The organism is Marinobacter sp. SBS5 (assembly GCF_048285575.1).
Classification (GTDB): Bacteria; Pseudomonadota; Gammaproteobacteria; order Pseudomonadales; family Oleiphilaceae; genus Marinobacter.
Genome location: NZ_JBLWAZ010000003.1, coordinates 423,041 through 448,137 on the forward strand (window position 1 = coordinate 423,041; position 25,097 = coordinate 448,137).

Annotated in this window: 18 protein-coding genes; 9 read left to right on the forward strand and 9 right to left on the reverse strand. The window is 55.1% G+C overall.

Features of this window, described 5'->3' with window-relative positions; translation table 11 throughout:
* The first annotated feature begins 38 nt into the window (after positions 1–38).
* Both mfd and ACNQ6O_RS09060 read left to right on the forward strand, forming a co-directional pair.
* Positions 39–3,572: a transcription-repair coupling factor gene (gene mfd, locus ACNQ6O_RS09055; RefSeq protein WP_418053368.1), complete on the forward strand. Its 3,534-nt coding sequence runs from the start codon at positions 39–41 to the stop codon at positions 3,570–3,572.
* 29 nt (positions 3,573–3,601) lie between these two features.
* Positions 3,602–4,351 carry a CsiV family protein gene (locus ACNQ6O_RS09060; protein ID WP_418052902.1) on the forward strand — a complete coding sequence of 250 codons (750 nt, stop codon included), beginning with the start codon at positions 3,602–3,604 and terminating at the stop codon, positions 4,349–4,351.
* On the opposite strand, the gene ACNQ6O_RS09065 is transcribed toward ACNQ6O_RS09060, so the two are convergent.
* From ACNQ6O_RS09065 to ACNQ6O_RS09085, 5 genes are all read right to left on the reverse strand, one after another.
* Entirely contained in the window at positions 4,338–5,162 is an 825-nt protein-coding gene (locus ACNQ6O_RS09065) for an S-methyl-5'-thioinosine phosphorylase (protein WP_418052903.1), read from the reverse strand. The two genes, ACNQ6O_RS09060 and ACNQ6O_RS09065, sit on opposite strands and share 14 nt — an antisense overlap.
* Complete coding sequence (locus ACNQ6O_RS09070) at positions 5,107–6,354, reverse strand: mechanosensitive ion channel family protein (RefSeq protein WP_418052904.1); 1,248 nt, start codon at positions 6,352–6,354, stop codon at positions 5,107–5,109. The genes ACNQ6O_RS09065 and ACNQ6O_RS09070 overlap by 56 nt, the downstream gene beginning before the upstream one ends.
* 23 nt (positions 6,355–6,377) lie before the next feature.
* Positions 6,378–6,842, reverse strand: coding sequence for a L,D-transpeptidase family protein (locus tag ACNQ6O_RS09075; protein WP_418053369.1), 465 nt, complete (start codon positions 6,840–6,842; stop codon positions 6,378–6,380).
* A gap of 91 nt (positions 6,843–6,933) precedes the next feature.
* Positions 6,934–7,602, reverse strand: a complete 669-nt coding sequence (locus ACNQ6O_RS09080) for a TetR/AcrR family transcriptional regulator (protein WP_418052905.1) — start codon at positions 7,600–7,602, stop codon at positions 6,934–6,936.
* Between the two features lie 60 nt (positions 7,603–7,662).
* Positions 7,663–8,526, reverse strand: coding sequence for a hypothetical protein (locus ACNQ6O_RS09085; protein ID WP_418052906.1), 864 nt, complete (start codon positions 8,524–8,526; stop codon positions 7,663–7,665).
* A 156-nt stretch (positions 8,527–8,682) separates the two neighbouring features.
* On the opposite strand from ACNQ6O_RS09085, the gene ACNQ6O_RS09090 reads away from it, so the two are divergent.
* Positions 8,683–9,303, forward strand: a complete 621-nt coding sequence (locus ACNQ6O_RS09090; RefSeq protein ID WP_418052907.1) for a riboflavin synthase subunit alpha — start codon at positions 8,683–8,685, stop codon at positions 9,301–9,303.
* A gap of 9 nt (positions 9,304–9,312) precedes the next feature.
* Here ACNQ6O_RS09090 and ACNQ6O_RS09095 read toward each other — a convergent pair whose 3' ends face one another.
* From ACNQ6O_RS09095 to ACNQ6O_RS09105, 3 genes are all read right to left on the reverse strand, one after another.
* Complete coding sequence (locus ACNQ6O_RS09095) at positions 9,313–10,446, reverse strand: class I SAM-dependent methyltransferase (protein WP_418052908.1); 1,134 nt, start codon at positions 10,444–10,446, stop codon at positions 9,313–9,315.
* Between the two features lie 192 nt (positions 10,447–10,638).
* Positions 10,639–11,694 carry a methyltransferase gene (locus ACNQ6O_RS09100; RefSeq protein ID WP_418052909.1) on the reverse strand — a complete coding sequence of 352 codons (1,056 nt, stop codon included), beginning with the start codon at positions 11,692–11,694 and terminating at the stop codon, positions 10,639–10,641.
* Positions 11,695–11,806: 112 nt separating this feature from the next.
* The gene (locus ACNQ6O_RS09105; RefSeq protein WP_418052910.1) at positions 11,807–16,672 is read right to left on the reverse strand and encodes an NAD-glutamate dehydrogenase; all 4,866 of its coding nucleotides are present in this window, start codon (positions 16,670–16,672) and stop codon (positions 11,807–11,809) included.
* A gap of 166 nt (positions 16,673–16,838) precedes the next feature.
* On the opposite strand from ACNQ6O_RS09105, the gene ACNQ6O_RS09110 reads away from it, so the two are divergent.
* Genes ACNQ6O_RS09110 through ACNQ6O_RS09135 form a run of 6 tightly spaced genes read left to right on the forward strand, consistent with a single transcriptional unit; the run spans position 16,839 to position 23,797 of the window.
* Entirely contained in the window at positions 16,839–17,801 is a 963-nt protein-coding gene (locus ACNQ6O_RS09110) for an AAA family ATPase (protein WP_418052911.1), read from the forward strand.
* Between the two features lie 40 nt (positions 17,802–17,841).
* Positions 17,842–18,774: a DUF58 domain-containing protein gene (locus ACNQ6O_RS09115; RefSeq protein ID WP_418052912.1), complete on the forward strand. Its 933-nt coding sequence runs from the start codon at positions 17,842–17,844 to the stop codon at positions 18,772–18,774.
* Positions 18,774–19,241, forward strand: coding sequence for a DUF4381 domain-containing protein (locus tag ACNQ6O_RS09120; RefSeq protein WP_418052913.1), 468 nt, complete (start codon positions 18,774–18,776; stop codon positions 19,239–19,241). Before ACNQ6O_RS09115 ends, ACNQ6O_RS09120 begins: the two co-directional genes overlap by 1 nt.
* Positions 19,238–20,257 (forward strand): vWA domain-containing protein, encoded by a 1,020-nt coding sequence (locus tag ACNQ6O_RS09125; RefSeq protein ID WP_418052914.1) that lies wholly within the window; start codon positions 19,238–19,240, stop codon positions 20,255–20,257. The genes ACNQ6O_RS09120 and ACNQ6O_RS09125 overlap by 4 nt, the downstream gene beginning before the upstream one ends.
* On the forward strand, positions 20,250–22,076 hold the full coding sequence (locus ACNQ6O_RS09130; RefSeq protein WP_418052915.1) for a tetratricopeptide repeat protein: 1,827 nt from the start codon (positions 20,250–20,252) through the stop codon (positions 22,074–22,076). Before ACNQ6O_RS09125 ends, ACNQ6O_RS09130 begins: the two co-directional genes overlap by 8 nt.
* The gene (locus tag ACNQ6O_RS09135) at positions 22,070–23,797 is read left to right on the forward strand and encodes a BatD family protein (RefSeq protein ID WP_418052916.1); all 1,728 of its coding nucleotides are present in this window, start codon (positions 22,070–22,072) and stop codon (positions 23,795–23,797) included. Before ACNQ6O_RS09130 ends, ACNQ6O_RS09135 begins: the two co-directional genes overlap by 7 nt.
* A gap of 24 nt (positions 23,798–23,821) precedes the next feature.
* On the opposite strand, the gene ccmI is transcribed toward ACNQ6O_RS09135, so the two are convergent.
* Entirely contained in the window at positions 23,822–25,096 is a 1,275-nt protein-coding gene (ccmI, locus tag ACNQ6O_RS09140; RefSeq protein WP_418052917.1) for a c-type cytochrome biogenesis protein CcmI, read from the reverse strand.
* Position 25,097 lies beyond the last annotated feature (1 nt).

Below are 25,097 nucleotides of genomic sequence, written 5' to 3' on the forward strand. Positions count from 1 at the left end.
GGTTCCCAGACGCGTCAATTCAGGAGATGCTCCAGCCCATGGCTCAAGGTTCAACCAACACCCTTGCAAACACCACGCTGATTGCGCCAGCAGCGCCATCACAGGCAGCCGATCACCGGAAATGGGGGCAACTTCAGGGCTGCAGCGACGCCCTCGCAATCTGCGAGAGCGCAAAAAGCCACAAAGGCCTGACCTTGATCGTCACCCGCAGTACGGACGACGCTATCCGTCTGGAGCAAGCGGTTCGGTTTTTTCTTAGCCTTCCCCCGGAGGAAGACGGCGCAACAATTACTGACGACGGGCTTGAATTGTTATCATTGCCCGACTGGGAAACCCTTCCGTACGACCTTTTCTCTCCGCATCAGGACATCACGTCGCGGCGCATTCGCACTCTGCACCGCCTACCATCGACCGATCACGGCATTTTGATTGTCCCGGCACGCACCCTGATGCATCGGCTGGCACCACCCAGCTATTTGCAAGGCAACACCTTGCTTCTGAAAACCGGCCAGACTCTGAATATAGATAACTGGCGCATGCAGTTAGAAGCTGCGGGCTACCACCACGCGGAGAACGTCTACGAGCACGGTGAATACGCGGTTCGGGGTGCCATTCTCGACATTTACCCCATGGGTTCCAACTTGCCTTACCGGATCGATCTGTTCGACGACGAGATTGAGACTCTAAGAACCTTCGACCCGGAAACCCAGCGCTCGATCGACCGCATCGAGCAAGTCGAGCTGTTGCCCGCTCACGAATTCCCATGGCATAAAGAAGCGCGATCAGGCTTTCGAAACCGGTGGTTTGAATACTTCCCTCATTCGGACAAAGACTCACCGGTCTACCAAGATGTCAGTAACGGCATCACCCCACCCGGCATTGAATATTATCTACCGCTTTTCTTTGACGAAACCGCGACACTTTTTGATTACCTGCCGGCCTCGACCTTGGTATTCACTGCGGACGGGTTGAACGACGCCGTTCAGGCGTTTGATAGCGAAACCCGCGCTCGTCATGAAGATCGCCGGCACGATCGCCTGCGCCCTATCCTGTCCCCCGCCGAACTCTTCCTGCTTCAGGACGAAGTGTTTGGCCAGCTAAAGCGCTACCCCAGGGTTACGTGCAGCCCCGAACCAACGACTGGTGCGGGCACGGCGAACTGTGGCGCAGACGCGCTACCCGACATTGCTATGGACGGACGTGCCGCAGACCCGGCAGGGCGACTGAAACGCTTCCTCAATGACTTCCCCGGCCGTGTATTGATCTGCGCAGAATCCTCAGGGCGCCGCGAAGCATTGATCGAAAATCTTGAAAGCCAAAAACTCAAACTGAGCACAGTTGCCAGCTGGCGGGAATTCCTCGGCCAATCGGACATCAGTCTCGCCATCACCATTGCCCCAATGGAACAAGGCATGGTGTTACCGGAGCAAAACCTCGCCCTGATCACCGAAACCGCTCTATTCGGGGAGCGGGTGCTGCAACGCCGACGCCGAGAAAAACCAACGGAGGTGGATGACGCCGGTTACCGCGACCTGTCTGAACTCAGAATTGGCTCACCGGTCGTTCACATCGACCACGGTGTTGGCCGGTATAAAGGGCTGGAGACCATCAGTGCCGGCGGCGAATCCAAAGAATTCCTGACACTCGAATACGCCGGCGGTTCAAAACTGTATGTGCCCGTTTCAAGCCTACATCTGATTTCGCGCTACGCAGGCACGGATGAAGAACACGCCCCGCTGCATAAGCTCGGCACCGACCGCTGGAGCAACGCCAAGCAGAAAGCACTGGAGAAAATTCGCGACACCGCAGCTGAATTGCTGGATGTGTACGCTCGCCGCGAGGCCAGAAAAGGCTTTCAGTTCGAAGACCCGAAAGAAGCCTACCGCGCATTTGCCGCTGGCTTTCCGTTTGAAGAAACCCCCGACCAGCAGGTTGCGATTCAAGCGGTATTCGAAGATATGACCAGTGAACAGCCCATGGACCGACTGGTATGCGGTGATGTCGGCTTTGGTAAAACCGAAGTCGCCATGCGCGCGGCCTTTCTGGCCACCTGGTCGGGCAAACAAGTCGCCGTGCTGGTACCCACCACACTGCTGGCCCAACAGCACTATGAGTCATTCCGAGACCGTTTTTCGGATACTCCCGTTTCCATCGAGCTACTGAGCCGCTTCCGAAGCAGCACTCAAACCAGCAAAGCGATGACCGCCATAGAGGAAGGTAAGGCAGACATCGTGATCGGCACCCACAAATTGCTGCAAGGTGACGTGAAGTTCAAAAATCTGGGTTTGGTCATTATTGATGAAGAACACCGGTTCGGCGTTCAACAAAAGGAGAAACTAAAAGCACTCCGGGCCGAGGTCGATATGCTCAACCTCACCGCCACGCCGATTCCGAGAACACTGAACATGGCCATGGGCCACCTGCGGGACCTGTCCATTATTGCCACCCCACCCGCGCGCCGGCTCTCGGTCAAAACCTTCGTGCGCCAACGTGACGAAGCCATGGTCAAAGAAGCCATTCTTCGAGAAATTCTCCGGGGCGGCCAGGTGTACTTCCTGCATAACGACGTATCCACCATTGAGAAAACCGCCGAAGACCTCCGCCGGCTCATTCCGGAAGCCCGAGTCGGCGTTGGCCACGGCCAAATGCGGGAGCGCCAGCTTGAGCAAGTCATGTCAGACTTCTACCACAAGCGCTTCAACGTTCTGGTGTGCACCACCATTGTTGAGACCGGTATCGACGTACCCAGTGCCAACACGATCATCATTGAACGAGCGGACAAATTCGGCCTCGCCCAGCTGCACCAACTACGTGGTCGGGTTGGCCGTTCGCACCACCAGGCTTACGCCTACCTGCTGACACCGCCACCAAAGAGCATCTCGGCGGATGCCAAAAAGCGACTGGATGCGATTTCAGAAGCTCAGGATCTTGGCGCTGGCTTCATGCTAGCCACCCACGACCTAGAAATTCGTGGTGCCGGTGAGCTGCTGGGCGAGGAGCAAAGCGGACAGATTGAAAGCATCGGTTTCACCCTCTATATGCAATTGCTGGACGAAGCCGTGAAGGCCATTCGCGAAGGCCGCACGCCCAATGCGGAACTGCCTCTGAGCCATGGTACGGAAATGAACCTTCGTATTCCGGCAATTATTCCAGAGGACTACCTGCCGGACGTTCACAACCGCCTGATGCTGTATAAACGCATCGCCAGCGTAAAAGACGAAGCCGAATTAAAAGAACTTCAGGTAGAAATGATTGACCGCTTCGGATTATTACCGGAACCCGCCAAAAACCTGGTGCGCCAAACCCAGCTTCGCCTGATGGCGGAAGCCTTGGGCATTGATAAAGTGGACGCTGGCAAGGAATGGGTGCGTTTAGAGTTCGGAGCCAGCACGCCGGTAGACCCGCTGATTCTGGTTAAAAAAGTGCAATCCGCACCCGACGCTTTCCGGCTTGAAGGCGCCAACAGCTTCCGCTTCCGGCTGAATGATGACTCAACCAGTGGTAAACTCGACGCCATCGCAGCCATGCTGACCGAGCTTGGCCCTCAAGAAACAAAAGCCAAGGCTTCTTGAACCAACCTGATTGAGCCGGAGTGAGACACTTGCAAGCCACGAATCGCTGTTCAAAACCAACGCTGATAGGCGCCGCACTGGCCCTTGCATTCACCCTCCTGCCGGCGACAGGCGCTCAGGCACAGGACGGTCAAAAAGACTTCTATCGGGCGGAAATCGTGATTCTTCAGCGTCTGGTTGACCCAGCCTCTGTCGAAGAACAGATGGCAGGCAAGCAAATAGAACCCTCTCGCAATATCGAGAAATCGCTTTGGGTCGAAGATGCCAACGGGCGCCGCTCTTCAGATCTCAAGCTCGCTGGCAGAAATGAACTGCACCTGGGCCGGGCCGCCAGTCGTTTGGAAAACAGCGGCAACTACCGTGTTTTGGCGGCAGCCGGCTGGTATCAAAGCTTCCCCCCGAACTACGATGGTTCACCCATGAGAGTGGCCATTGGGGACTGGCTAACCGGTGCACAGCAGAAGGCAGTAGAAGGGCATATCGAAATTGACCGGAAGCGCTATCTGCACGTGGGCGTTCATCTGAACCACTGGCAAGATGGTTCCGCACCTGAAGCCAGCGCGCCCGCTATTGAAGCAGGCAGCACGGTAGAAGCACCCAAAGCAGAGGGAGCAGGATCCATTGCCGACATGGCTGAGAACACCCAGCCCGTCATGGCAGAGCCTGTACCTGCCGAGTTGGTTACCTGGATCAAGGAAACCCGCCGCATGCGCAGTGAGGAAATCCATTTTATCGATTCCCCCACTATCGGCGTATTGGTGTTTTTCAGGAAGCTGTAGGCAAAGGTTCCAACTCGCCTAACTTGGCCATTGAGCGCTCCAGAATACGCTTGACGCCCGTCATGCCCTGCTCGATGGCCGCTTCAATCTCATCCATGGTGATAATGTGGTCAGACTTCCCGGCTGCCCAATTCACCACCAAGCCCAAGCACACATAGCGCATGCCCAGCTCTGCGGCCAAAACAGCTTCTGGCATGCCGGTCATTCCCACCAAATCACAACCGTCTTGTTCGAGGCGGCGAATTTCCGCAGCCGTTTCCAGTCGTGGCCCCTGTGTGGCGCCATAAACCCCGAAGTCGGAGAACTCGAGCCCCAACGCTTCTGCTGATTCAATCAGCAAAGTCCGGCCATCGTGGTCGTAGGGATGGGTAAAGTCAATGTGGGTTACCTCCTCCAAATCATCTTCAAAGAAGGTACTGGCGCGCCCCCAGGTGTAATCAATCAATTGATGCGGAATCACCACATGGGCAGGCCCCATCGCCGAATGAATGCCACCTACCGCATTAACCCCTACCACGATTCGAACACCTGCATCGTAAAGCGCCTGCAGGTTGGCCCGGTAGTTCACCCGGTGCGGCGGTATCCGGTGTGGATTGCCATGACGAGCCAAAAACACCACGGGCTGCTCCCCCAGAACGCCTTTCACCAAGACATCGGAGGGCTCACCCCAGCGGTTGGTTTCTGCTTCTTTACCCAGGATCTGGAGCTCACTCAGCTTTGTCAGTCCCGTACCACCAATAATCCCAACGGGACGATTAATCCCCATCTGCACCGCCTCCATCACCGGACTCTGCATTTTGGTCACGCGCATGCGCCTCACCCTTATTTTCTTCGTAATCTGAGCCTTCGCGCCCCGCTTTTTTGCGACGCTTGCCGTCTTTGTCTTGCGCGTCTTGATTGCTTACGGCTACAGCCTCCGGCAAATGCAGTGTTCGTGTCGGGAACGCCACTTCTGCACCGTGACCTTCAATGATGTCACTGATCTTCAGCAACACATCTTCTTTAATACCATGAAACCGAACCCAATCCGTTGTTTTGGTGAAGGTGTAGATCATGATGTCGAGCGTTGAGGCGTTGAAGGCCAGGAAATTCACAATCAACGTTTGATTCGAATCGATCTCATCGTGGTTTTTCAGCATGTCGCGAATGTCGTCAACAATGCTTTTCATTGAAGTTACATCGGCGTAGCGGATACCGATGGTTTCCGAAATCCGGCGATTGGTCATGCGCGAAGGGTTTTCCACCGCAATGACGGTAAAGGCGGCGTTCGGAACGTAAAGCGGACGCTTATCAAAGGTGCGAATGGTCGTTAAGCGCCAGCCAATGTGCTCCACCGTGCCTTCAATATTCCGGTCTGGAGAACGAATCCAGTCCCCCACTTTGAACGGGCGGTCCAAATGAATAATGAAACCGCCAAAAAAGTTAGCCAGTAGATCTTTTGCTGCAAAACCTACCGCGATACCACCCACACCACCAAACGCCAGAACACCGGAAATGCTGAAGCCCAGAGTCTGCAACGCAGTCAATACGGCGGTAATAACGATGACCGCGCGAAGCAACTTGCTGATGGCATTCACCGTGGTGAAGTCCATGGGTTTGCGCATCTTGACCGGCGAGACCAGAACCTTCTCGACCTCTTTAACCAGCCCGAACAGGGCCCAGACGATGACCCACATGAAGCCAATCTTCATTACGGTCTCGTTGGCAGTGAACACCTCAGCCTCTGAGAAGTGATGGGCAATTTCTGCGGCCCAGTACACCCCTTGCAACCAGATAAACGCTACAAGAGGGCGCCGGCAGGCATGCAATACCGCATCATCCCAAAGGTTTTTGGTGTGACTGAATTTATTCTCGAGATACAGAACAACACGGCTCGCGATGAAGGCCACAACCGCAGTGGCTAAAACCACCATAAAAATCAGGATACCTGCACGCCACCCTTCCGTAAGCATCCCGAACTGCTCGAACCAGTCGTTCATCACTTGCAAGATATTTCCAATCATCCTGTCCCTCTGGGCTCGTTAATTCACTCTATATCCACGCGCATACCTACCGGCGCACGCTCGAACAATTCTACCAAATCATGATTACGCATCCGGACACATCCATGGGACATAGGCACACCCATGGGTTCGGTATCGGGAGTTCCGTGAATGTATATGAAACGCCGAAAGGTATCGACACCCGGGCCGCGGTTTAGCCCCCATTCCCGGCCACACAGCCAAAGTATACGGGTTAGAATCCAGTCCCGCTCGGGATAAGCGCCCGCAAGCTCGGGCGTATATATTTCACCCGTTGGGCGGCGGCCCCGAAACACGGTATTCAACGGCTGGCCGGCCCCAATACGAGCTCGAATGTAATGCTTCCCACGGGGCGTACAACCACTACCATCCTGCTCCCCCGGACCATTAAGCGCCGTAGAGACCGAGTAACTGGCCAGCAAAGCACCATCGTCAGCACGGACGTTAAGCGCCTGATCAGTGAGAGAAATCTCGATATATGCCCCTTGGGGCCATGGAGTGTTCAAAGAGCAAGCTCCCTCGGGCAAAAACCAGAGGGAAGCCTACCTGAGGGCGGGGAGCTCAGGCAACCGTAGCGGTCGTGGGCATCTGCAGCTTGTCGGGTGCCTTCATACCTTCCGCGAGGAACGGCACCAAGCGGGCAGCAATTTCTTGAACTGAAGCTTGGACACCCAGCTTGTTGTCGAGGATTTCAATCAAGGCATCACTACTGGACATGGTAAACGCGGTTGCGCCTAGCATGAACTGAATGCGCCAATACCGATCAACGGCTGACAACTCGGGTGTTGCCTCTTTAAGAAGACGCATAAAGCGGCCGAAGGGCTGACCATATTCCTGCTCCAGGAACTTGCGAAGGTGCCCTTGGGACTGGGTATACGCCAGCCCGAGCAAACGCATAAAGATGGAAATACCCTTTTCATTACGCTGGGGCATACGCACCGCGCTTTCGGTCAGAGCCCAGAGGGTTTGATTCAGGGTTGGCGGGTTGCCCTGACACTTTTGTTCCAGTTCGTCGAAGGCGGACTCAAGTGTGGCCGAAAAAGGCGACAGGAATCGTGCAAACACGGCGTGTATGAGCGCGTTCTTTGAACCAAAGTGGTAATTGACTGCAGCCAGATTTACGTTAGCCTTACTGGTAATCATGCGAAGCGAAGTTTCTGCGAAACCACGCTCCGCAAACAGCTCTTCAGCTGCATCGAGAATGCGATCTACGGTATCTGACTGTGCCATTTTAGTATCAGCGCCTCTAACAAACGTCTGTTTGAAACATACGTTTGAGCACTAATAATGTCAAGCTCGAGGCTCAGGAACTGCCGCCACCTCTTGCCAGCCCTTATCTATAGCCGCTTGGTTGCCATCGAAAAAAGCTTGCTGGATTTTGTTGTATGCCTTCTCGGCTTCCAACATAAAGATTAGATAGAGCCTCAGGTGGTCCCGCCTGGTCAGATATCTGGGCAGAATCCGCTGCTCCGACAACCGAATCATGTCGCTGAAACGGCCGTGGCGCAAACTTGCGTTGTACCGAGCCATTCTGGCGCACTGCCAAACCAACCCGTCGTCTCCCTCTAAGTGTGCCACATGCTTTCGTGCATCACTCAGCATACGCTGGCGCTGGAGTATCAAATCCAGATAGGAGGGTTTGTTGGTATAAATCCGCCTAATAAACGGGACCCCTAACAAAAGGATAATCACACTCACCCCGAAGCCCCCACCTGCAACCCACGCTGGAACAACCCCGGTCAGTCCGCTTAGAAAAACAGCCGCCGCAACCATCGCAGACAGCAACCACAAATCGCGACTCCGGCGAGCCTGAGCCAGTGAGTAGTTATCAGGCCAATCGGACATCGACAGCAACTCGAAGTCCATCAACAAAACCCGATCACACTGACGCAGCATTAATCTGAGGTTACGCAGTTCAGAATAAACTTCGCTTTGTTCGACATTCTGCTCGCCGAGCCCACCGTCTTCCGTCGCCTCTGGATTGACTGACTGTTCCTCAGCCTTTTCTACATCGGCATCAGGCGCTGCTTCATCCATGGCAGCAGACATTTCCTGCTGCACATTAGCGATAGGGTCCGCAGCTCTGCCGGGTCGGAGCTGGGCAGGCGGTGCCTCTACGTCACCAACCTTTGCTGTTACGGCATTTTCAGCCATGGGATTCCCACTCTTATATGCTTTGGTTAATCAGGTTATCGGCCTCGGGCAGTACAACTTGAGTAAAGGCCGAAGTCACGGGCAGGCGCAGCTTCTTGGCAACAGCCATCGCCACCGGTATCCTTCCAACATTCATCGCACTTCAGGAGACGGTTTATGTTTACCGGTATCGTTCAGGGCATTGCCAAAGTAGTCGAGATCCATACAGCACCGGGCCTGAACACCCTTGTTATCGAGCTTCCTGAAGACAAAGTACACGGTGTAACGATCGGTGCTTCCGTTGCCATTAACGGTACCTGCATGACGGTAACCAGACAGGAAGACCAGCAGCTCTATTTCGATGCGATGCAAGAAACCCTGCGCTTAACAACGCTGGGGGCTCTCAAGATCGGAGACGCGGTGAATTTCGAGAGGGCTGCCCGGATTGGCGATGAAATTGGCGGACACTTGCTGAGCGGGCATGTACATACGACCGCTCAACTGGCGGAAATTGTTCGAACCGAAAACAACGTCACGCTGTGGTTTGAAGTGCCAGAAAACTGGATGAAATACGTGTTTCCGAAAGGATTCATTGCCATCAATGGCGCCAGCCTGACCATCGGTGAAGTCGAAGCTAACCGCTTCAACGTGCATTTGATTCCTGAAACACTGCGGGCCACAACGTTCGGCACCATCGAGCAAGGCCAAACGGTCAACCTCGAAGTGGACAGCCAAACCCAAACCATCGTCGATACGTTGGCCCGCATGGGTTACGACCGCCCTGCGCCGACCGCTTAACTTACACGGCTACAAAGACGCTTCGAACACCACAAAGCGCGGGCTTGCAGCCCGCTGCTCCACCGTCCGGAAGTAACGTTTCAGCGTGCGGTGATAGCCCAGGTGCCGATTGCCTACCATCAAGACCCGCCCGCCTTCAGCAAGGTGCCCTGCGGCATCTTTGAAAAGCCTTAATGCAATATGGTCCCCCACGACACCACCCTCGTGAAAAGGCGGGTTCAGTAAGATCAATTGATACTCGCCACAATCACTTGGAAGACCGTCACTGTGATGCAGGTGAGCTCGTTCCAGATAACCACTGCGTTTAAGGTTGTGCCGGACGCTGGCAATCGCCTGACTGGAGACATCACTGAACTCCACGGCAATATCCGCCCTGCCGGCCAACGCGGTTAGCCCCAGAACGCCGTTGCCACAGGCGAGATCAAGTACTCGCGCATCAGGCTCTAACGCGCGCACCGCTGGCCTAACCAATGGCAGCAATTCCCGGGTGCCAATATCCAGCCGATCCCTCGAAAACACCGCCGGCATAGCCTCCACCCGGGCGGGCAGCCCTTCCTGCTCATAACCCTTCCACGTGGATGGCCAGTTTTCCAGAGTCTCACTGCCACGGCGACACACTACAACCCGGGCTTTTTTTCTGGCCGGGAGCACCGCCTCCGTAGATACGGCTGCAGAAAACACATCCACACTGCGTTCTGGCAAGTGCTTGATCATGCCCCCCGCCAGCAAACAGCCATTTTCCGCCAATTGGCCATTTACCCAACGCAGCAACCAAGCCAGATACTCTGCCTGCCTCGGGATTCGCATCACAATGAGATCAAAGGGCCCTACTGGAGGATTGAGCCAGCTGTTTGGTTCCGATGGGGTCGGCAAAGCCGAATTCAGGCGCGCATTGACCTTGAGTGAGTGATTCAATGTCGCGCTATCAACAACCGAAACCGGAAAACAATCGGCCAAGCCGAGCGTCAATGCGCCAAAGGCATCATCTATTACAAGAACACGGTTTTCCGGATCCAAGCGTTTCACCGCTTCATCTAAAAGCAGTTCATCAGCGGCATCCCATGCCCTCAACTTCGAGGCCTCAATACCCGGCCTTTTCAACGCCAAGCTCTGGCCAGCGATTTCGAGTACGTCAGTTGTCATCTAAGGCTTCCGATCACGAATTCTTAATTAAAAACGCTTTTAGGCTGTTTACTCTAGAAAAAAAACCTAAATTAGCCCTGTTCACGCCGAAAACCCTTTTCGGTCAGACGTTCGGCGCCTTGCCGATTGACCATTAGTTTTCTGCACATGCTTTTTTTTACCCCTCCCCAGGGGTTTTTTTTTGCCTGAAATTCAGCGCGGCAACCTCTGAAATGCCCGATACACCGTAAAGCGTTTATCTTGAGCGAGCGTTTGCACCGGGCCGATAAACTGCTGCAACAGTGCTTCGTAGGGCAAGAAACTATTCGCCACCAACCGCAACTCCCCACCGGGCACCAAGTGCTGCGCCACTTGCCGAATAAACTGTTCGGTCATTGAGGTATCGGTTTTCACTCCGGAGTGGAACGGCGGATTCGTAACGACGGCCTGCCAGCGCCCTTTCAAGCCCGCCAGCCCATCTTCCGCGTATATCTCACCCTGAGCCCCAGCCCGTTCATAGGTTGCTCTGGCACAGGCTACGGCTTGAGCTTGCACGTCCAGACCATCGACCACGCCTGGCTCACCACCAGCTGAGCGCCGATAAGCTTGGAGCCACGAGCCAATAACGCCAGCGCCACAGGCAAAATCCAGAACCTTTTCGCCCGTCAGTGGCTTCTCAGCGAGATTCTCCAGCAACAGCCGGGTGCCGTCATCCAGCTCACCTTCACTAAACACGCCGGGCAAACCGGCAACCGAAATCTCGATGCCCGCACAGGTCACAGGCGTCCATTCCAGATAATCCTCCAGAGCGAACACGTCTTTGGGCTGGCTGTTGGTACCACACCAAACCTGGCAGTGCCGGGCACTATCGACTTTCATACCTTCGGGCACTGCGTGCAGGAATTGCTTGGAGCCGCCGGCGATGCCTTCTTTCTTTTCACCAATCATCACAAGGTTTGCACCCTGACGACCAAGAAATTGCGCCATGGCCAGGCGTAGGGTGAGCTCTGCGCGGGCCTTCGGCAAAAACACGATCACGGTGTCGAACGCGCCCGATTGCAAACCTTCAGTGTCGTAACCAAAGCACTGCTGCCAGTCCGTGTAGGGTGACATCGATTTGAACACACCCGCGTGCTCGGTCATGGCCAATCCTGCAGAGGGGCACTGCGACAGCAAACTCGGATCAGAAAGACCCAATATGGCCACACGACCATCCAAAAGGTGAGCGTTTCGAAGGAGAACTTCGTGAGTATTCGGTAATGAAGACATGAAGAGCTGGCCTGCAGGTGCTGCTGAAAACACCGTATGCTAACCGGAAAAAAGCCCTGAGTCTGCCTTCACAGCATCATCAGGGCTTTTCCCAGCGGTTTCGCTTCTTCTCTTACTCGTCAGGCTGCTGACGCAAGGTGCTCTGAGCCAGATCCAGCAATTCCCGAAGCGCTACGGAGAACATGGCGTATTCAGGCTCCCTTACGCCCTTCAACTCGGTAAGCATGTTGTTCCAGCGCTCAATCATATGCTGGTTCTTCTCTTCCCATGCTTGCACACACTCCGGCACCTTCTCAGCCTTGCCGGCGAGTTGCAGCACACCCGTCGTCAGTGCCCGTTGCTGCCAGTCGAGATCCTCACGGAAGCTTTCCCGCGCCAAGGCTTGCCAATGAGAGTTCGGTGTCAGAGCCGCAATGGCGTCTGCAAACCAATTCAAGTCGAGCCGGTCACCCAAGTCGTAATACAGGTTTGCCACGACCTTGAGCGGCATTTTTGATGCCTCTTTGGCTTCAATAACACCCAGTGACGAGTACAGATAGCCCGTTCCGGACAACACCGATGCCAGATCCTTTGGAATACCGGCAGCCATCAGTTCCGCATTGCGCTTCTCCCAATCCGCCTTGGCTTGTGCTCCCAAGTATTCCGGCAGATTCGACGTAATGGCCCACACGCTGTCGGCAAAACGCTCCATGTGGCTCTGAATGCTGAGCTCCGCACGGCGATTGCGTAGCAACCAGCGCACTGAACGTCGCATCAAGCGCATCAAATCCTGCATCAGTTCCAACTGGAGTTCCGCTGATACGTGGTAGTCCAAGGCTTCAATCTTGTCCCACCAGTTATCGATGCGGAACACATCCCGGGCAATAATCCACGCAAGTGCAATGGTCGCGGGGTCCGCACCGGTTGACTGCTGCAAGCGCTCAACAAAGGTAATCCCCATGTGATTTACCATGTCGTTCGCAATCTGTGTGGCGATGATTTCCCGCCGCAACTGGTGCTCACCCAGCTCTTTTTTGAACTTGGTGGTGAGCCCCTTCGGGAACACTTTGTACATTTCGCCTTCAAGCAACGGGTTGTCTGGCAAGCTACTGGCCATCAAGGATTGCTTGAGATCACCCTTCACATAGGAAATCAGCACCGATAGCTCAGGACGGGTTAACCCTTTAGACGACAACTTCCGCTCAGACAGCGCCTCGTCGTCCGGCAAGAATTCCAGACTCCGGTTGAGTTTGTCTTCGCTTTCGAAGGAATTCATCAACCGACGATACTCTTCCAGGCGAATGAAGGTATCTTCGTTGGCGATACTGATCGCTTGTGTCTGGCGATAGTTGTTTTTAAGCACCAGTGCAGACACGTCATCTGTCATGTCTTCCAGCATCTTGTTACGCTGCTTTTCGGTCAGGTCTCCCATGGCCACAGCACTGTTAAGCAGGATCTTCATGTTGACCTCATGGTCAGAGCAATCCACACCGCCCGCGTTATCGATGAAGTCCGTATTCAGTCGCCCACCTTTAATGGCGTAGTCAATCCGGCCAAGCTGAGTAAAACCAAGGTTGCCGCCTTCCCCGACCACTTTGCAGCGCAATTCGCCGCCATTGATCCGCACACCGTCGTTGGCTTTATCACCGACGTCAGCATGGCTCTCTGAAGCACCTTTGACATAGGTGCCAATGCCTCCGACCCAAAGTAGATCCACTTCAGCCTTTAAGATATGGCCGATCAACATGTTGGGCGGAACGCTGTCTGCCTTGATACCCAACAGTTTCTTGATCTCAGGTGTAACGGGGATGGATTTCGCGCTACGACTGAACACACCACCGCCTTTGGATATCAACTTGGTATCGAAATCTGTCCAGGCAGAGCGCGGCATTTCGAAGAGGCGCTTTCGCTCTTTATACGTTTTTGCAGCATCCGGATTGGGATCAATAAAGATATGCATATGGTTGAATGCAGCCACCAACCGGGTTTTCTCGGAACACAGCAGACCGTTACCAAAAACGTCGCCCGCCATGTCACCAATACCGATGGCGGTGAATTCATCCTCAGCCGGGTTAATACCCATTTCGCGGAAATGACGCTCCACGGAGACCCAAGCACCACGAGCGGTAATGCCCATTTTCTTGTGGTCATAGCCATTACTACCGCCCGAAGCAAAGGCGTCGCCCATCCAGAAACCGTATTCCGCAGCCAGGCCATTGGCGATATCAGAGAAGGTTGCAGTACCCTTGTCCGCGGCCACAACCAAGTAGTGATCGTCTTCATCGTGCCGAACAACCTGCTCGGGTGGCTGAATGCCTGCATCCACCAGATTGTCCGTAATATCCAGCAAGCCGCGGATAAAGGTTTTATAAGCCTCTACGCCTTCTGCCTGGAAGGCTTCCCGGTCAGAAGGCGACGGCAACTGCTTGGCCACGAAGCCGCCTTTAGCGCCGACCGGAACGATCACCGCGTTCTTCACTTGCTGCGCCTTTACCAGCCCCAGCACTTCGGTGCGGTAATCCTCGTAACGGTCTGACCAGCGCAAGCCGCCTCGGGCCACCTTGCCGCCCCGCAAATGCACACCTTCCACCCGCGGCGAATACACAAATATTTCAAACATCGGCAGTGGCAGCGGTACATCCGGGATACGGGTCGGGTCGAACTTCACGCTGATGTACGGCTTCGGGTTACCGTCCCCGTCCGGCTGGAAATAGTTGGTGCGCAAGGTTGCTTGCATCAACTCAAGGTAGAGCCTCAGAACCCGGTCTTCACTCAGATTATCGACGTTATCCAATCCGGCATGGAACTCGATTTCCAGCTTCTGCTGAGCCGCCTCACACTTTGCGGCACTCTTGTAGCGGGCCGGGTTAAATCGGACATCAAAGAACTCGAGCAAGGCGTTGGTTAGATTGACGTGATTCACCAAGGTATTGGAGATAAACGTCTGACTGTTCGAAAAACGGATCTGGCGCATATAGCGGGCGTAAGTGCGCAACAAGGCAATTTCACGCCACCCCATGTACGAAGTCAGCATCAAACGGTTGAACGCATCGTTTTCTGCCTCGCCATGCCAAACCCGACGGAACAACTCTTCGAAAATCGGGCGGATACGATGGATATCCAGCGACTCTCCGGTGTAGGCCTGCAAGGTGAAGTCATGAATCCACACCGATTGTCCTGAGCGTTCGGTCACCTCGAACGGGTGCTCACCGATAACCCGGAAGCCCAGATTCTCGAAAATCGGCATCACATCAGACAAAGGCAAAGGCTCTGTCGGATAGAAGAGTTTGAAATGCAGCGTATTTTCGTCTTCTTCCAACGCACGGTAAAAACTCATGGCCAGATCGTTTTTGCGGACAGCCGCCGTGATGTGCTCAAGATCGACTGCAGCCCGCCGGGGCGAGAACTTTTCTACATAGCTGGCCGGAAAACCACTCGCCCACAACCGGAAGAGCTCGTTGCCCGACTCCTCCCCGAAGGCTTCGGTCAGCGCTACGTCGAGCCCATCACGCCAAGACTGGGCGAGGTCAATCACCTGATCACGAATTTCGGCCAACGGCAGGTCACGGTTCTCAACCTGTGGCACCCGGATAGTGAATTGCACTCGGGCCAGCGGGGACTCCGAAAAGTGGGTCACAAATTCAATGTCGTGGGCATCAAGCCGATCCAGCAACACCTGCTCGACTTTTATACGCAGCTCAGTGTTGTAAATGTCCCGAGGGAAAAAGGCCAGACACGTCACGAACTGCCCGTATACGTCTTCACGCATAAACAGTTCGATGCGCCGACGCTCCTGAATATAAAGGATGTTTTTAGCCACTGTCAGCAGCTCATCCGTTTCGATCTGGAACAATTCGTCGCGAGGATACAACGTCAAAATTTGCACTAGCTCTTTGCCGGCATAATCGCTGGGCATGAAGCCCGATCGCTCCATAACCGCATCAAACTTGCGGCGTAATAGCGGAATTTCATCCGGGCGTTCGTTGTAAACGCGGGAGGTATACAGACCAAGGAAGCGGCGCTCGCCTACCACTTCGCCTTTGCTGTTGAACTTCTTGACGGCGATATAATCCGGATAAGCCGGGCGGTGCACTCTGGAGCGTTGGGCCGACTTGGCAAAGATAAAGATGTCATCGGTACGGGTCATCGCATGGCGGGTGCGCTGAGGCAGCTCGTTTAACCCTACCTTTTCGGGGCGTTCATTGTTGACGCGGAAAATTCCCCGTTCTGAATTGGCAACACGCTGCACCACCATGCCTGTTTTATCTTTTACGAAATCGTATTCGTCGTAACCCAGAAAGGTGAAGTGGTCATCGGCCAGCCAGCTCATAAACGCTTTGGCCTCTTTCTTGTCTTCAGCACTAATACCCGCTGTGGTGCCATCCAGTTCTTTAATGATGCCAGCAACTTTTTCCTGCACGACCGGGAAGTCATCTACCGCGATGCGAACTTCGTGCAATACGCTTTGAAGGTTTTTCTCCAAACTGCTGAGGTCTTTCGGCGACGTGTGGCGGTCGATTTCCAGCACGATAAACGCTTCAAAACTGGCCGACGCGGACTTTTTGGCCCCATGAATTTTTTTGAGCTTGCCGGATTTCTCACGCTCGATTTGTAGCACTGAATGCTGGATAGAATGAGTACCAATTTCCCGCTGATTAACTGCCATACGCAGCGAGTCGATCAGGAACGGGATATTCGGATGCAAAATAAAAATAACGGTGTGCGTGGACTGCCAACCATCACTCTCGAGGTCCGGATTAAATACCGACACCGGTGTTTCATCGGCTGAACGCTTCTGCAAAAACTGCCAGGCAGCCAATACCGCACCATAGGTATCTGAGAAACGTCGGCTTACAAGTTCTTCCAATGGGATGTGGGCATAATGCAGCCGGGCGAACTCGGCAATCTTCTTCGCTTCACTCTTCGCAATCTTTAGTGAGAATGCTTCTGACAATTGATCAAAAAACTGCTCTTTGCTGGCGATTGTCAGCGCGTTCATATCCGACCTCAAATGTTTTTGTGTGAAAGAAACGTAATCCGCTTATCGTCACATAAGCATAGTCAAACCCTTGATTTTTGCCGGCCCGCCCTCAAAACTTCGGCAACTACTTAGGCGCAATTTCTGTGGCGCCAACGGACCTTCAACACCAAGAGCAGTAAACCTCATGTCGTTACAGCAAACTTTCGGTGCCCTTAGAGCACAACTGGCAAAACGCATCATTGGCCAGGACAAGCTAGTAGACCGCCTTTTGATTGCCCTCTTGGCCGATGGCCACTTACTGGTCGAGGGTGCACCCGGGCTGGCCAAAACCACCGCAGTGAAAGCCCTTGCCGACCATATCGAAGGCGATTTCCACCGGATTCAGTTCACACCTGACCTGCTCCCTTCAGACGTTACCGGCAGCGAAATCTACCGCGCCGAAACCGGCCTGTTCGAATTCCAGCGTGGGCCGATATTCCACAATCTGGTACTGGCTGACGAAATCAACCGCGCGCCAGCAAAGGTTCAATCCGCGCTTTTGGAAGCCATGGGCGAACGCCAGATCAGTGTGGGTATGCAGACCTTCCCGCTGCCGAAGCTGTTCATGGTGATGGCCACCCAGAACCCTATCGAGCAAGAAGGCACCTACCCGCTGCCCGAAGCCCAGCTCGACCGTTTTCTTATGCATGTGGTGATTGATTACCCAAGTGCCGATGCCGAGAGGGAGATTCTGCACCTAGCTCGCAGCGACTACCGTCAGGGAATCCCGAACGTAGACATTCGTCTAACGGAGGATCAGGTGATGGAAGCACGGCACGAGATTTCCAATATTTACATGGCTGAACCGGTTGAGCAGTATTTGCTGGCGCTGATTCTGGCCACTCGTGATGCAGCCGCACTTGACCCGGAACTGGCTCGTTGGACAGCCTTTGGCGCCAGTCCCCGGGGCACGATTGCTTTGGACCGTTGCGCCCGCGCATTGGCTTGGCTGGACGGCCGGGATTACGTGACGCCTGATGACATTCGCACCATGGCGTTTGATGTCCTGCGGCACCGGATTCTTCTGACCTTCGAGGCTGAAGCCGAAGGCATGACCGCTGATGCGGTACTCCAGCGACTGATCGACCGGGTTCCGGTAACCGCCTGACGTGCTCGTAAAACCCGCCGCGGCGACAAGAGAATTACCCATGGGCAACACAGCAGTCACCCACGCAACCTTGCAAGATTTGGTTCGACTACAGGCCGATGCCAGGGCTTTGAAACTGCCCTCGGTTCGACAGGTACGTGGCCGACAAGCAGGCTTAAAACAGTCACGGCAGCGCGGACGAGGCATGACGTTCGCCGAGGTGAGGCAATATCAGCCCGGTGACGACATTCGCAGCATCGATTGGCGCGTGACGGCTCGGCGCCAATCGCCCCACACCAAACTCTATGAGGAAGAGCGGGAGCGTCCGGTCCTGCTAATTGCTGACCTGGGGGCAACACTGTTCTTTGCCAGCACCGGTGCCTATAAACAGGCACGCTGTGCGCAAATCACTGCGCTGCTAGCCTGGCTTGCCCTTATGGCTGGCGATCAAGTGGGTGGCCTGGTTTTCAATCATCAGGATCTTGAAGTGTTGCGACCGGCTCGGCGCAAGAAATCTCTGTTACGATTGTTGGATACGGTTGCCAAACAGCAGCATCTGCCAAGTGTTCCTCCGAGCCCCTCGGTCCCGGAAGGGCCAGACCTGAACAAAGCGCTGGCTGAAGCACGCCGCGTGGCTCACACCGGCAGCCGCATTTTTATCATCAGCGACTTCATGAACGTCTCTCCGGAAACAACCAGCCTTTTAGGGGCGCTGGCGAGGCACAACAGCGTCAGTGCGCTGCGGATCATGGACCCGCTTGAAAAAGAATTACCCAGAAGTGGCCAGTTCGCTGTTGCCGGCCCCGAAGGCCCCGTCTGGTTTGATGCATCCAATCCGAACTTTCAGCGGGCCTGGCAAGCTAAAATATCCAGCCACGAACAGCAGCTGGCTGAATGCTTTCGCACCTCCGGCGTACACGCCTCAACCATCATGACGCACGACAACCCGGCGGAAGCTCTGCGATTGCAACTCGGACCGGGAGGACGGATCTGATGAACAACCAAGACCCGCTCGCCCAACTTAAAGACATTCATTTGCCTGAAACCGGGGGCTGGTGGCCCCCCGCCCCTGGATGGTGGTTGCTTGCGGCCTTGTGCTTAATTGCACTCATCGCCTTGGTTTGGTTTGGAAAGCGCCATCGCAAGCGCACGCTATGGAAGCGTCAGGCCAAAGCCGAGCTAGAAAGATTAAGGCAACGAGCGTGTAACGAGCCAAAGTGGTATGGCGAGCTCAATCGGCTACTCAAGCGTGTTGCGCGCCAAAGGCACGCCGACAGGCACCCGGAATCCATGACCGGAGCCCAATGGGTCGATTTTCTACTGGAAACCTTACCCAAAGACCGCATTGCTTCCCGGCCCACGGCTGAAGCACTGGTCGCCGCTGCATGGCAGCCTAAGTCTGCTCTTGAGCCCCGTAACGCGCTGGCATTTGCCTCACTCTGGCTGGAGGCACAGCTATGATCAGCCTGGCTTACCCTTGGGTCTTATTGCTTGCACTGCTGCCCCTGCTGCTCATCTCGCGGAGGCAAAAGAGCGAGCCAGTAGACGCTCCGGTTATTCCTGTGGGGCATTGGCTGTCCGGCATGCCCGGGGTCAGCACTCACGGTAAGCCGACCCCGTGGTGGCGAAAGTTACTGGTTCTGGCCGCCTGGATTTGTTTAGTGGTCGCACTCGCGCGCCCGCAGCATGTCGGCGAACAAGTACAAATGCCCATCACGGGCCGCGATCTGATGCTGGTGGTCGACATTTCACCCAGCATGGAAGAAAAAGATATGGTGCTGCATGGGCGCAGCATTAACCGCCTTCAAGCGGTAAAGCGTGTGCTGAACGACTTCATCGATCAACGTGAAGGAGACCGGCTCGGATTGATTCTCTTCGGCACGGAGCCTTACGTGCAGGCTCCCCTCACTTTCGATCGGGAGACCGTCCGGACGTTATTGCTTGAATCCGGACTGGGCATGGCAGGCCGCGCCACGGCAATCGGCGATGCCGTCGGCCTTGCTGTGAAACGATTGCGTGACCGGCCCCAAGAGCAGCGTGTGGCCATCATGCTGACCGACGGCGCCAATACCGCCGGCGAAATCAGCCCGGACAAAGCCACAGACATCGCAGCTTCAGCCGGCGTGAGACTTTATACCATCGGTATCGGCGCGGACTCGGTCATCGAGCGCGGGTTACTGGGCACCCGCAGGGTGAACCCGTCACGGGACTTGGACGAAGATTTGCTTAACCGTATGGCTGAGCAGACCGGTGGCCGCTACTTCCGTGCTCGCAGCCTGCCGGAACTCGAAATGATCTACGACAGCATCAACCAACTGGAGCCGATTGAGCAAGAAGGCCAGTTCTTTCGCCCTGTGACCGAACTTTACGTCTGGCCCGCCGGGTTTGCCATCGTAATCTGGCTGATGTTAATGACCGTCCGATTCGCCCATACCCGCTCTCGCGTTATAACTGAAACGGAGGCTGACCGTGACTGAATTACATTTGTTACGGCCTGTGTGGCTTGGCTTGATCCTCGCCATTCCGTTGCTGTACTTCATCCAGAACCGACTGAAACAAGGCGATGCTGGCTGGGGGCGCTATATCACCCCTTCGCTTCTCAAACCATTGATTCGCCGGCGCGGTAGCGCCTCTGATCGTGCAGCGTTATCGCCACTATGGCCCCTTAACCTTACTATTGTGGTATTGGCCATCGCGCTCGCCGGCCCTAGCTGGAGGCAGGCACCCACGCCGCTTAAACAACCGCAAGACAGCCTGGTCATTGCGCTGGACCTGTCACTGTCTATGCTGGCCACAGATGTAGACCCAGACCGGTTGACCCTCGCCAAACGCAAAATCCGGGACATTCTTGAGCAACGCCAAGGCGGCCTCACGGCGCTGCTGGTGTATGCCGGCGATGCCCACGCCGTAACCCCCCTGACGGAAGATCATCGGACCATTGAGGCCATGCTCAGCGTGCTTGAGCCGACCATTATGCCCGCACAAGGCAACCGGGCCGATCTTGGCATCAAAGAAGCCATCAACCTGCTGAACAACGGCGCGCCCGGCCGTGGCCGCATTCTTCTGATTGCCGATGATGTATCAGAGAACTATCAAAGCAGCGTTAGCGACCAACTGAGCACCACACCCTATACACTCAGCACCCTGACCGTTGGTACGGAGGAAGGCGGTCCCATTCCCCTGCCCCGTCATGGCTTCATTCGAGACGGCAACACCATCGTCATCACCAAGGCCAACCCAGATGCTCTCGCAAAACTGGCTCAACAATCTGGTGGGGAAAGCCGCAAAATGACTCTGAATGACGCTGACATTCAGGCCTTGAAAGTTGAGCCAGAGGTGACCGACGACTGGAATGAAAGCGAGGAAGGCCTCACCATCAATCGCTGGCAAGATGACGGTTATTGGCTGTTATGGTTAGCACTGCCTTTCTTGTTGCTAAGCTGGCGCCGAGGTGCTTTCGCCGTGCTAACGCTGGCTTTGTTGCCATTAACCATAGGCCCGAGGCCCGCTATGGCGCTGGATTGGGGTGGGCTTTGGCAAAGGGACGACCAACGAGGGCCCGAACTGATCGAGCAAAACCCACGCGAAGCTGCAGAGCTTCTGAAGCAGCCCGGTTGGCGCGGCTCGGCGCTTTATCGTTCAGGCAACTACGAAGACGCCATCAAAGCTTTTTCCGGTACCCCAGATATCAACGGTCACTATAATCGCGGCAACGCTTTGGCCCGTGCGGGAAAACTGGAGGAAGCGATCGAGGCCTACCAGCAGGTCTTGGCAGAAAACCCGGAACATGCTGACGCGCAATTCAACCGGGACTTGGTTAAAAAGCTGTTGGAGCAGCAACAACAAAACGATGACCAGAACAGCAACGAGAATCAGAACCAAAACCAGGACTCCCAACAAGACAACTCCAGCAGCCAGAACAACGACTCAGAGCCAGGCGATAACCCGCAATCCGGGGACGACAGCGAAAGCCAGGACGGTGACCAGCAAAACCAACAGGACCAGCAGGATCAGCAATCTTCTGAAAACCAGAATCTGGATGAACAACAATCCCAAGAGCAGCAGGAACCAGAGCAAGCCAAAGGTGACCAAGACGCCCAGCCCGCTGACCAAAATTCCGAGCAGGCATCGCAAGCCGAAGCCCCAGCACCCGTGAATGAACAACCCTTGAGCCAAGGGCAAGAACAAATGCTGAGGCGAGTGCCGGACAATCCCGGAGGATTGCTGCAACGCAAGTTCCTGCAACAATATCAACAACGCCAGACCCAACGCGACGAGGGCGATACACCATGGTAAAAAACCTTCTGTCTTCCCTCTTGGGCCTTCTATTCCTGTTTAGCGGGCCCTTATCCGCCAATGAGCTGACGGCTGAGCCGGATAGGGATCAGCTCTACGAGGGCGAAGTACTGACTTTGACCGTAACAGGGTCAATGAATATTGAGCTCAACCTGAGCAATCTTTTTAACTTTGATTTGTCACATCTGCCGTCTCCGAATATTGAACAGGTGGAACCGGATTTTGAAATCCTTGCTCGCAACCAGCGCTACAGCGTGCAAACGGTGAATGGCGACATGGTGGGCGAAATTACCTGGACCTACCAATTGGCCCCTACACGGACCGGAACCCTGACCATTCCCCCACTCAAATTTCAGGAGGCTACCTCCAACCCCGTCAGCATCGAAGTGATCTCAGGGACTCCCCCCGATCAACCGGCCATCAACCGTGACAGCTTTGTCGAGCTGTCTGCAGACAAAGCCGACGTCTACGTCCAAGAGCAATTAGTGCTCACCGTGCAACTGTATTTCTCAGGCAACCTGATTCGAGGTGAGCTGTCCGACCCACAACATCCCGATGCGATCATAGAAGGATTGGGGAAACAGCGTGAGTTCACGACGAACCGCGACGGCAAACGTTACCGAGTTGTGGAGCGGCGTTATGCGATTTTCCCCCAGACACCCGGTGAGCTGAACCTGCCCGCCATTCGATTCGAAGGTCAGGTTAGAGATGTTAACGGCGCACTCAGATTTCTGAGGGACAGCCAGCAACTCTATCCCGTTCAGGTAAAACCCGTGCCTGCCGATTACCCCGACGACCAACCTTGGCTACCCGCAGATACTCTCGCCTTGGCGGAGGACGGCTTACCAAACACCGAGGTATTAACGGCGGGTAGCAACCTGACCCGAAATATTGTGCTCCAGGCTTCGGGCCTGCCCTCTGAAGCTCTGCCACCACTCTCGGTGGAATATCCAAGCGCCCTGCGGCACTACCCAGAGCAACCTCGGAGAAACACCGAATCCACTCGAGAGGGCCTTGAATCAACCTTGCAGTTAGAGGCGGCACTGGTGCCTGTAAACTCCGGGGACATTATTATTCCGGAAGTTCGAGTACCTTGGTGGAACACCAAAACCGATCAATTGGAAGAAGCGGTACTGCCAGCCCGGAGCTACCGAATTGAAGGGGGTACTGCAACGCCAGCCATTAATGAGCCTTCACCGCCCGAGCCAACAACAGATCAGCCTACTGAAACAAACAACCATTCAGGAGCTGACAGCAGCTCACCTTGGCTCTGGACCACCCTGTTGCTGGGTAGCCTTTGGCTGATGACACTTGCGCTTTGGTGGCTCTCTCGTAGAAAACAGAGCATCTCAAAGGTTAACGACACAGACGCCAGTAATAACAACGAAAAAGAGTGTTTTGTGCAGCTTATAACGGCCATTCAAAAGGGTGCCCCCCAAACCTCGACCCTTTTGGTTCGCTGGGCTCGGAACAGATTCCCTGAAAAACGCTTTATCGACACCAGAGATGTCGTACGCTACATCAACAGCCGTGAACTTGATGCAGCATTGCGGGAGTTTCAGGCTAGCCTCTATTCAGCCAAATCTACGGACTCGTCTGGTTCTGATAAAGCTGTGCGGGACAATCTGGCCAAGGCGGTTACCCGGCTAAGGCAGGGAGAGATTCGGGAGGAAGAACAAGGGGGACTGGCTCCGCTTTACCCGGCCGGACTGTCTAGCTAACCGGCCGGGCAACAGAACATGAAATCAGTTGGTCAACTGCTGGTTGATCACCAGTTCCACCGGCTGGCCAGCGACATCAGGTGCAACGACACTTGCGGTCACCTGCCCCTGCCAGTCGCCTGGCTGAGCGCTGATCGAACCGCTGCGAGTCAAGCGCGCGACAATAACAACCTCGTCGACAGCCGAAATCGTCGCTTCTGGCGACATCGCATAGCTGTCATCCAGACGCACATCGACAGGCAAAGCACCCGCCGTTAAACGCGTCACCGCAACCGGCGCCCCGCCAGTCGCTCCCGCCGGCCGGGCAAAAATAAACAACGTTGTATCAGCTGGCACCTGTTCCTTAAATGCGGCATCAATAGATACCCGAAGATCGACACCCGCCGAAGCCAGCGGAGTCTCACTCTCGGCTTGACCTGGAGGTGTTTCGCCCAAACGGCCATAGGCTTCGGCGATACCACCGCGAATCGACGCTATTTGCGGATGATTCGGCGCGGCTTCGGTAATGGTTTCCCAGTACCCAATCGCCTTACGGTAATTCTGCTGACTGAAAGCATGAATACCCAACAGGCCAAGCGAATTCACTTCCGTCGCATCCAGCGCCAAGGCGCTGTCGATAGCCTGCTGAACGGGCGGGGTCAGCTGCCCTTCTGTTTTGAAAAACAGGGCCTGCGCGGACAATCCGTAAGCCACCGCGCTCGAGGCAGGGTCTTCCGAAACCAGCTCTGCCAACTGCTGATAAGCAGTTGCCGCATCCTTATAACGCTCGATCCGCATATAAGTCTGGGCGAGCATGGCCCAGCCATCTATGTTCTCCGGCTCTTCTTCCAGACGTTCCCGCAACTGGTCGGCCAGTTGAGACATACGGGCCACCTGATCGGCTCCGGAGGCGTTCATCTCCTGCATGGTGAGGTATTGTTCCACCTGCCCCATCGAGCCCCACTGCTGATAGGCGTAATAGGCACCCACCGGAATACACAGGATCGCCAACAACGCGACGGCCATGGCACTGCGGCGGCCGGGGATTCGCTTCTCGGGCTGCGCGTTCGCAGGCACGTCATCCAACATCGAGCCCGCCAGTTCATCTTTCAGCTGCTCGTAGGTCTCCTGATCCAGAATGCCTGCCTCGTATTCAACGTCCAATTCCCTCAGCCGCGACTTATAAGCGAGCAGGTTCTGATTTCTCAGATCGGCCTCAATTCTTGATTTCGTCCGGTGAAAAAACACCGGATACAACACGAAAGCCAGGGCAAACAATATGAGTACCGCTGCGGCAATCCAGAAGGTTTCTTGAGTCATG

What these genes read in the sequence shown, in the direction of transcription:
- ACNQ6O_RS09115 (WP_418052912.1), top strand. Translation starts at nt 17,842, where the DNA reads ATGGGCAACACAGCAGTCACCCACGCAACCTTGCAAGATTTGGTTCGA.
- ACNQ6O_RS09110 (WP_418052911.1), top strand. Translation starts at nt 16,839, where the DNA reads ATGTCGTTACAGCAAACTTTCGGTGCCCTTAGAGCACAACTGGCAAAA.
- ACNQ6O_RS09105 (WP_418052910.1), bottom strand. Translation starts at nt 16,672, where the DNA reads ATGAACGCGCTGACAATCGCCAGCAAAGAGCAGTTTTTTGATCAATTG.
- ACNQ6O_RS09120 (WP_418052913.1), top strand. Translation starts at nt 18,774, where the DNA reads ATGAACAACCAAGACCCGCTCGCCCAACTTAAAGACATTCATTTGCCT.
- mfd (WP_418053368.1), top strand. Translation starts at nt 39, where the DNA reads ATGGCTCAAGGTTCAACCAACACCCTTGCAAACACCACGCTGATTGCG.
- ccmI (WP_418052917.1), bottom strand. Translation starts at nt 25,096, where the DNA reads ATGACTCAAGAAACCTTCTGGATTGCCGCAGCGGTACTCATATTGTTT.
- ACNQ6O_RS09080 (WP_418052905.1), bottom strand. Translation starts at nt 7,602, where the DNA reads ATGGCACAGTCAGATACCGTAGATCGCATTCTCGATGCAGCTGAAGAG.
- ACNQ6O_RS09070 (WP_418052904.1), bottom strand. Translation starts at nt 6,354, where the DNA reads ATGATTGGAAATATCTTGCAAGTGATGAACGACTGGTTCGAGCAGTTC.
- ACNQ6O_RS09125 (WP_418052914.1), top strand. Translation starts at nt 19,238, where the DNA reads ATGATCAGCCTGGCTTACCCTTGGGTCTTATTGCTTGCACTGCTGCCC.
- ACNQ6O_RS09085 (WP_418052906.1), bottom strand. Translation starts at nt 8,526, where the DNA reads ATGGCTGAAAATGCCGTAACAGCAAAGGTTGGTGACGTAGAGGCACCG.
- ACNQ6O_RS09090 (WP_418052907.1), top strand. Translation starts at nt 8,683, where the DNA reads ATGTTTACCGGTATCGTTCAGGGCATTGCCAAAGTAGTCGAGATCCAT.
- ACNQ6O_RS09135 (WP_418052916.1), top strand. Translation starts at nt 22,070, where the DNA reads ATGGTAAAAAACCTTCTGTCTTCCCTCTTGGGCCTTCTATTCCTGTTT.
- ACNQ6O_RS09095 (WP_418052908.1), bottom strand. Translation starts at nt 10,446, where the DNA reads ATGACAACTGACGTACTCGAAATCGCTGGCCAGAGCTTGGCGTTGAAA.
- ACNQ6O_RS09100 (WP_418052909.1), bottom strand. Translation starts at nt 11,694, where the DNA reads ATGTCTTCATTACCGAATACTCACGAAGTTCTCCTTCGAAACGCTCAC.
- ACNQ6O_RS09065 (WP_418052903.1), bottom strand. Translation starts at nt 5,162, where the DNA reads ATGCGCGTGACCAAAATGCAGAGTCCGGTGATGGAGGCGGTGCAGATG.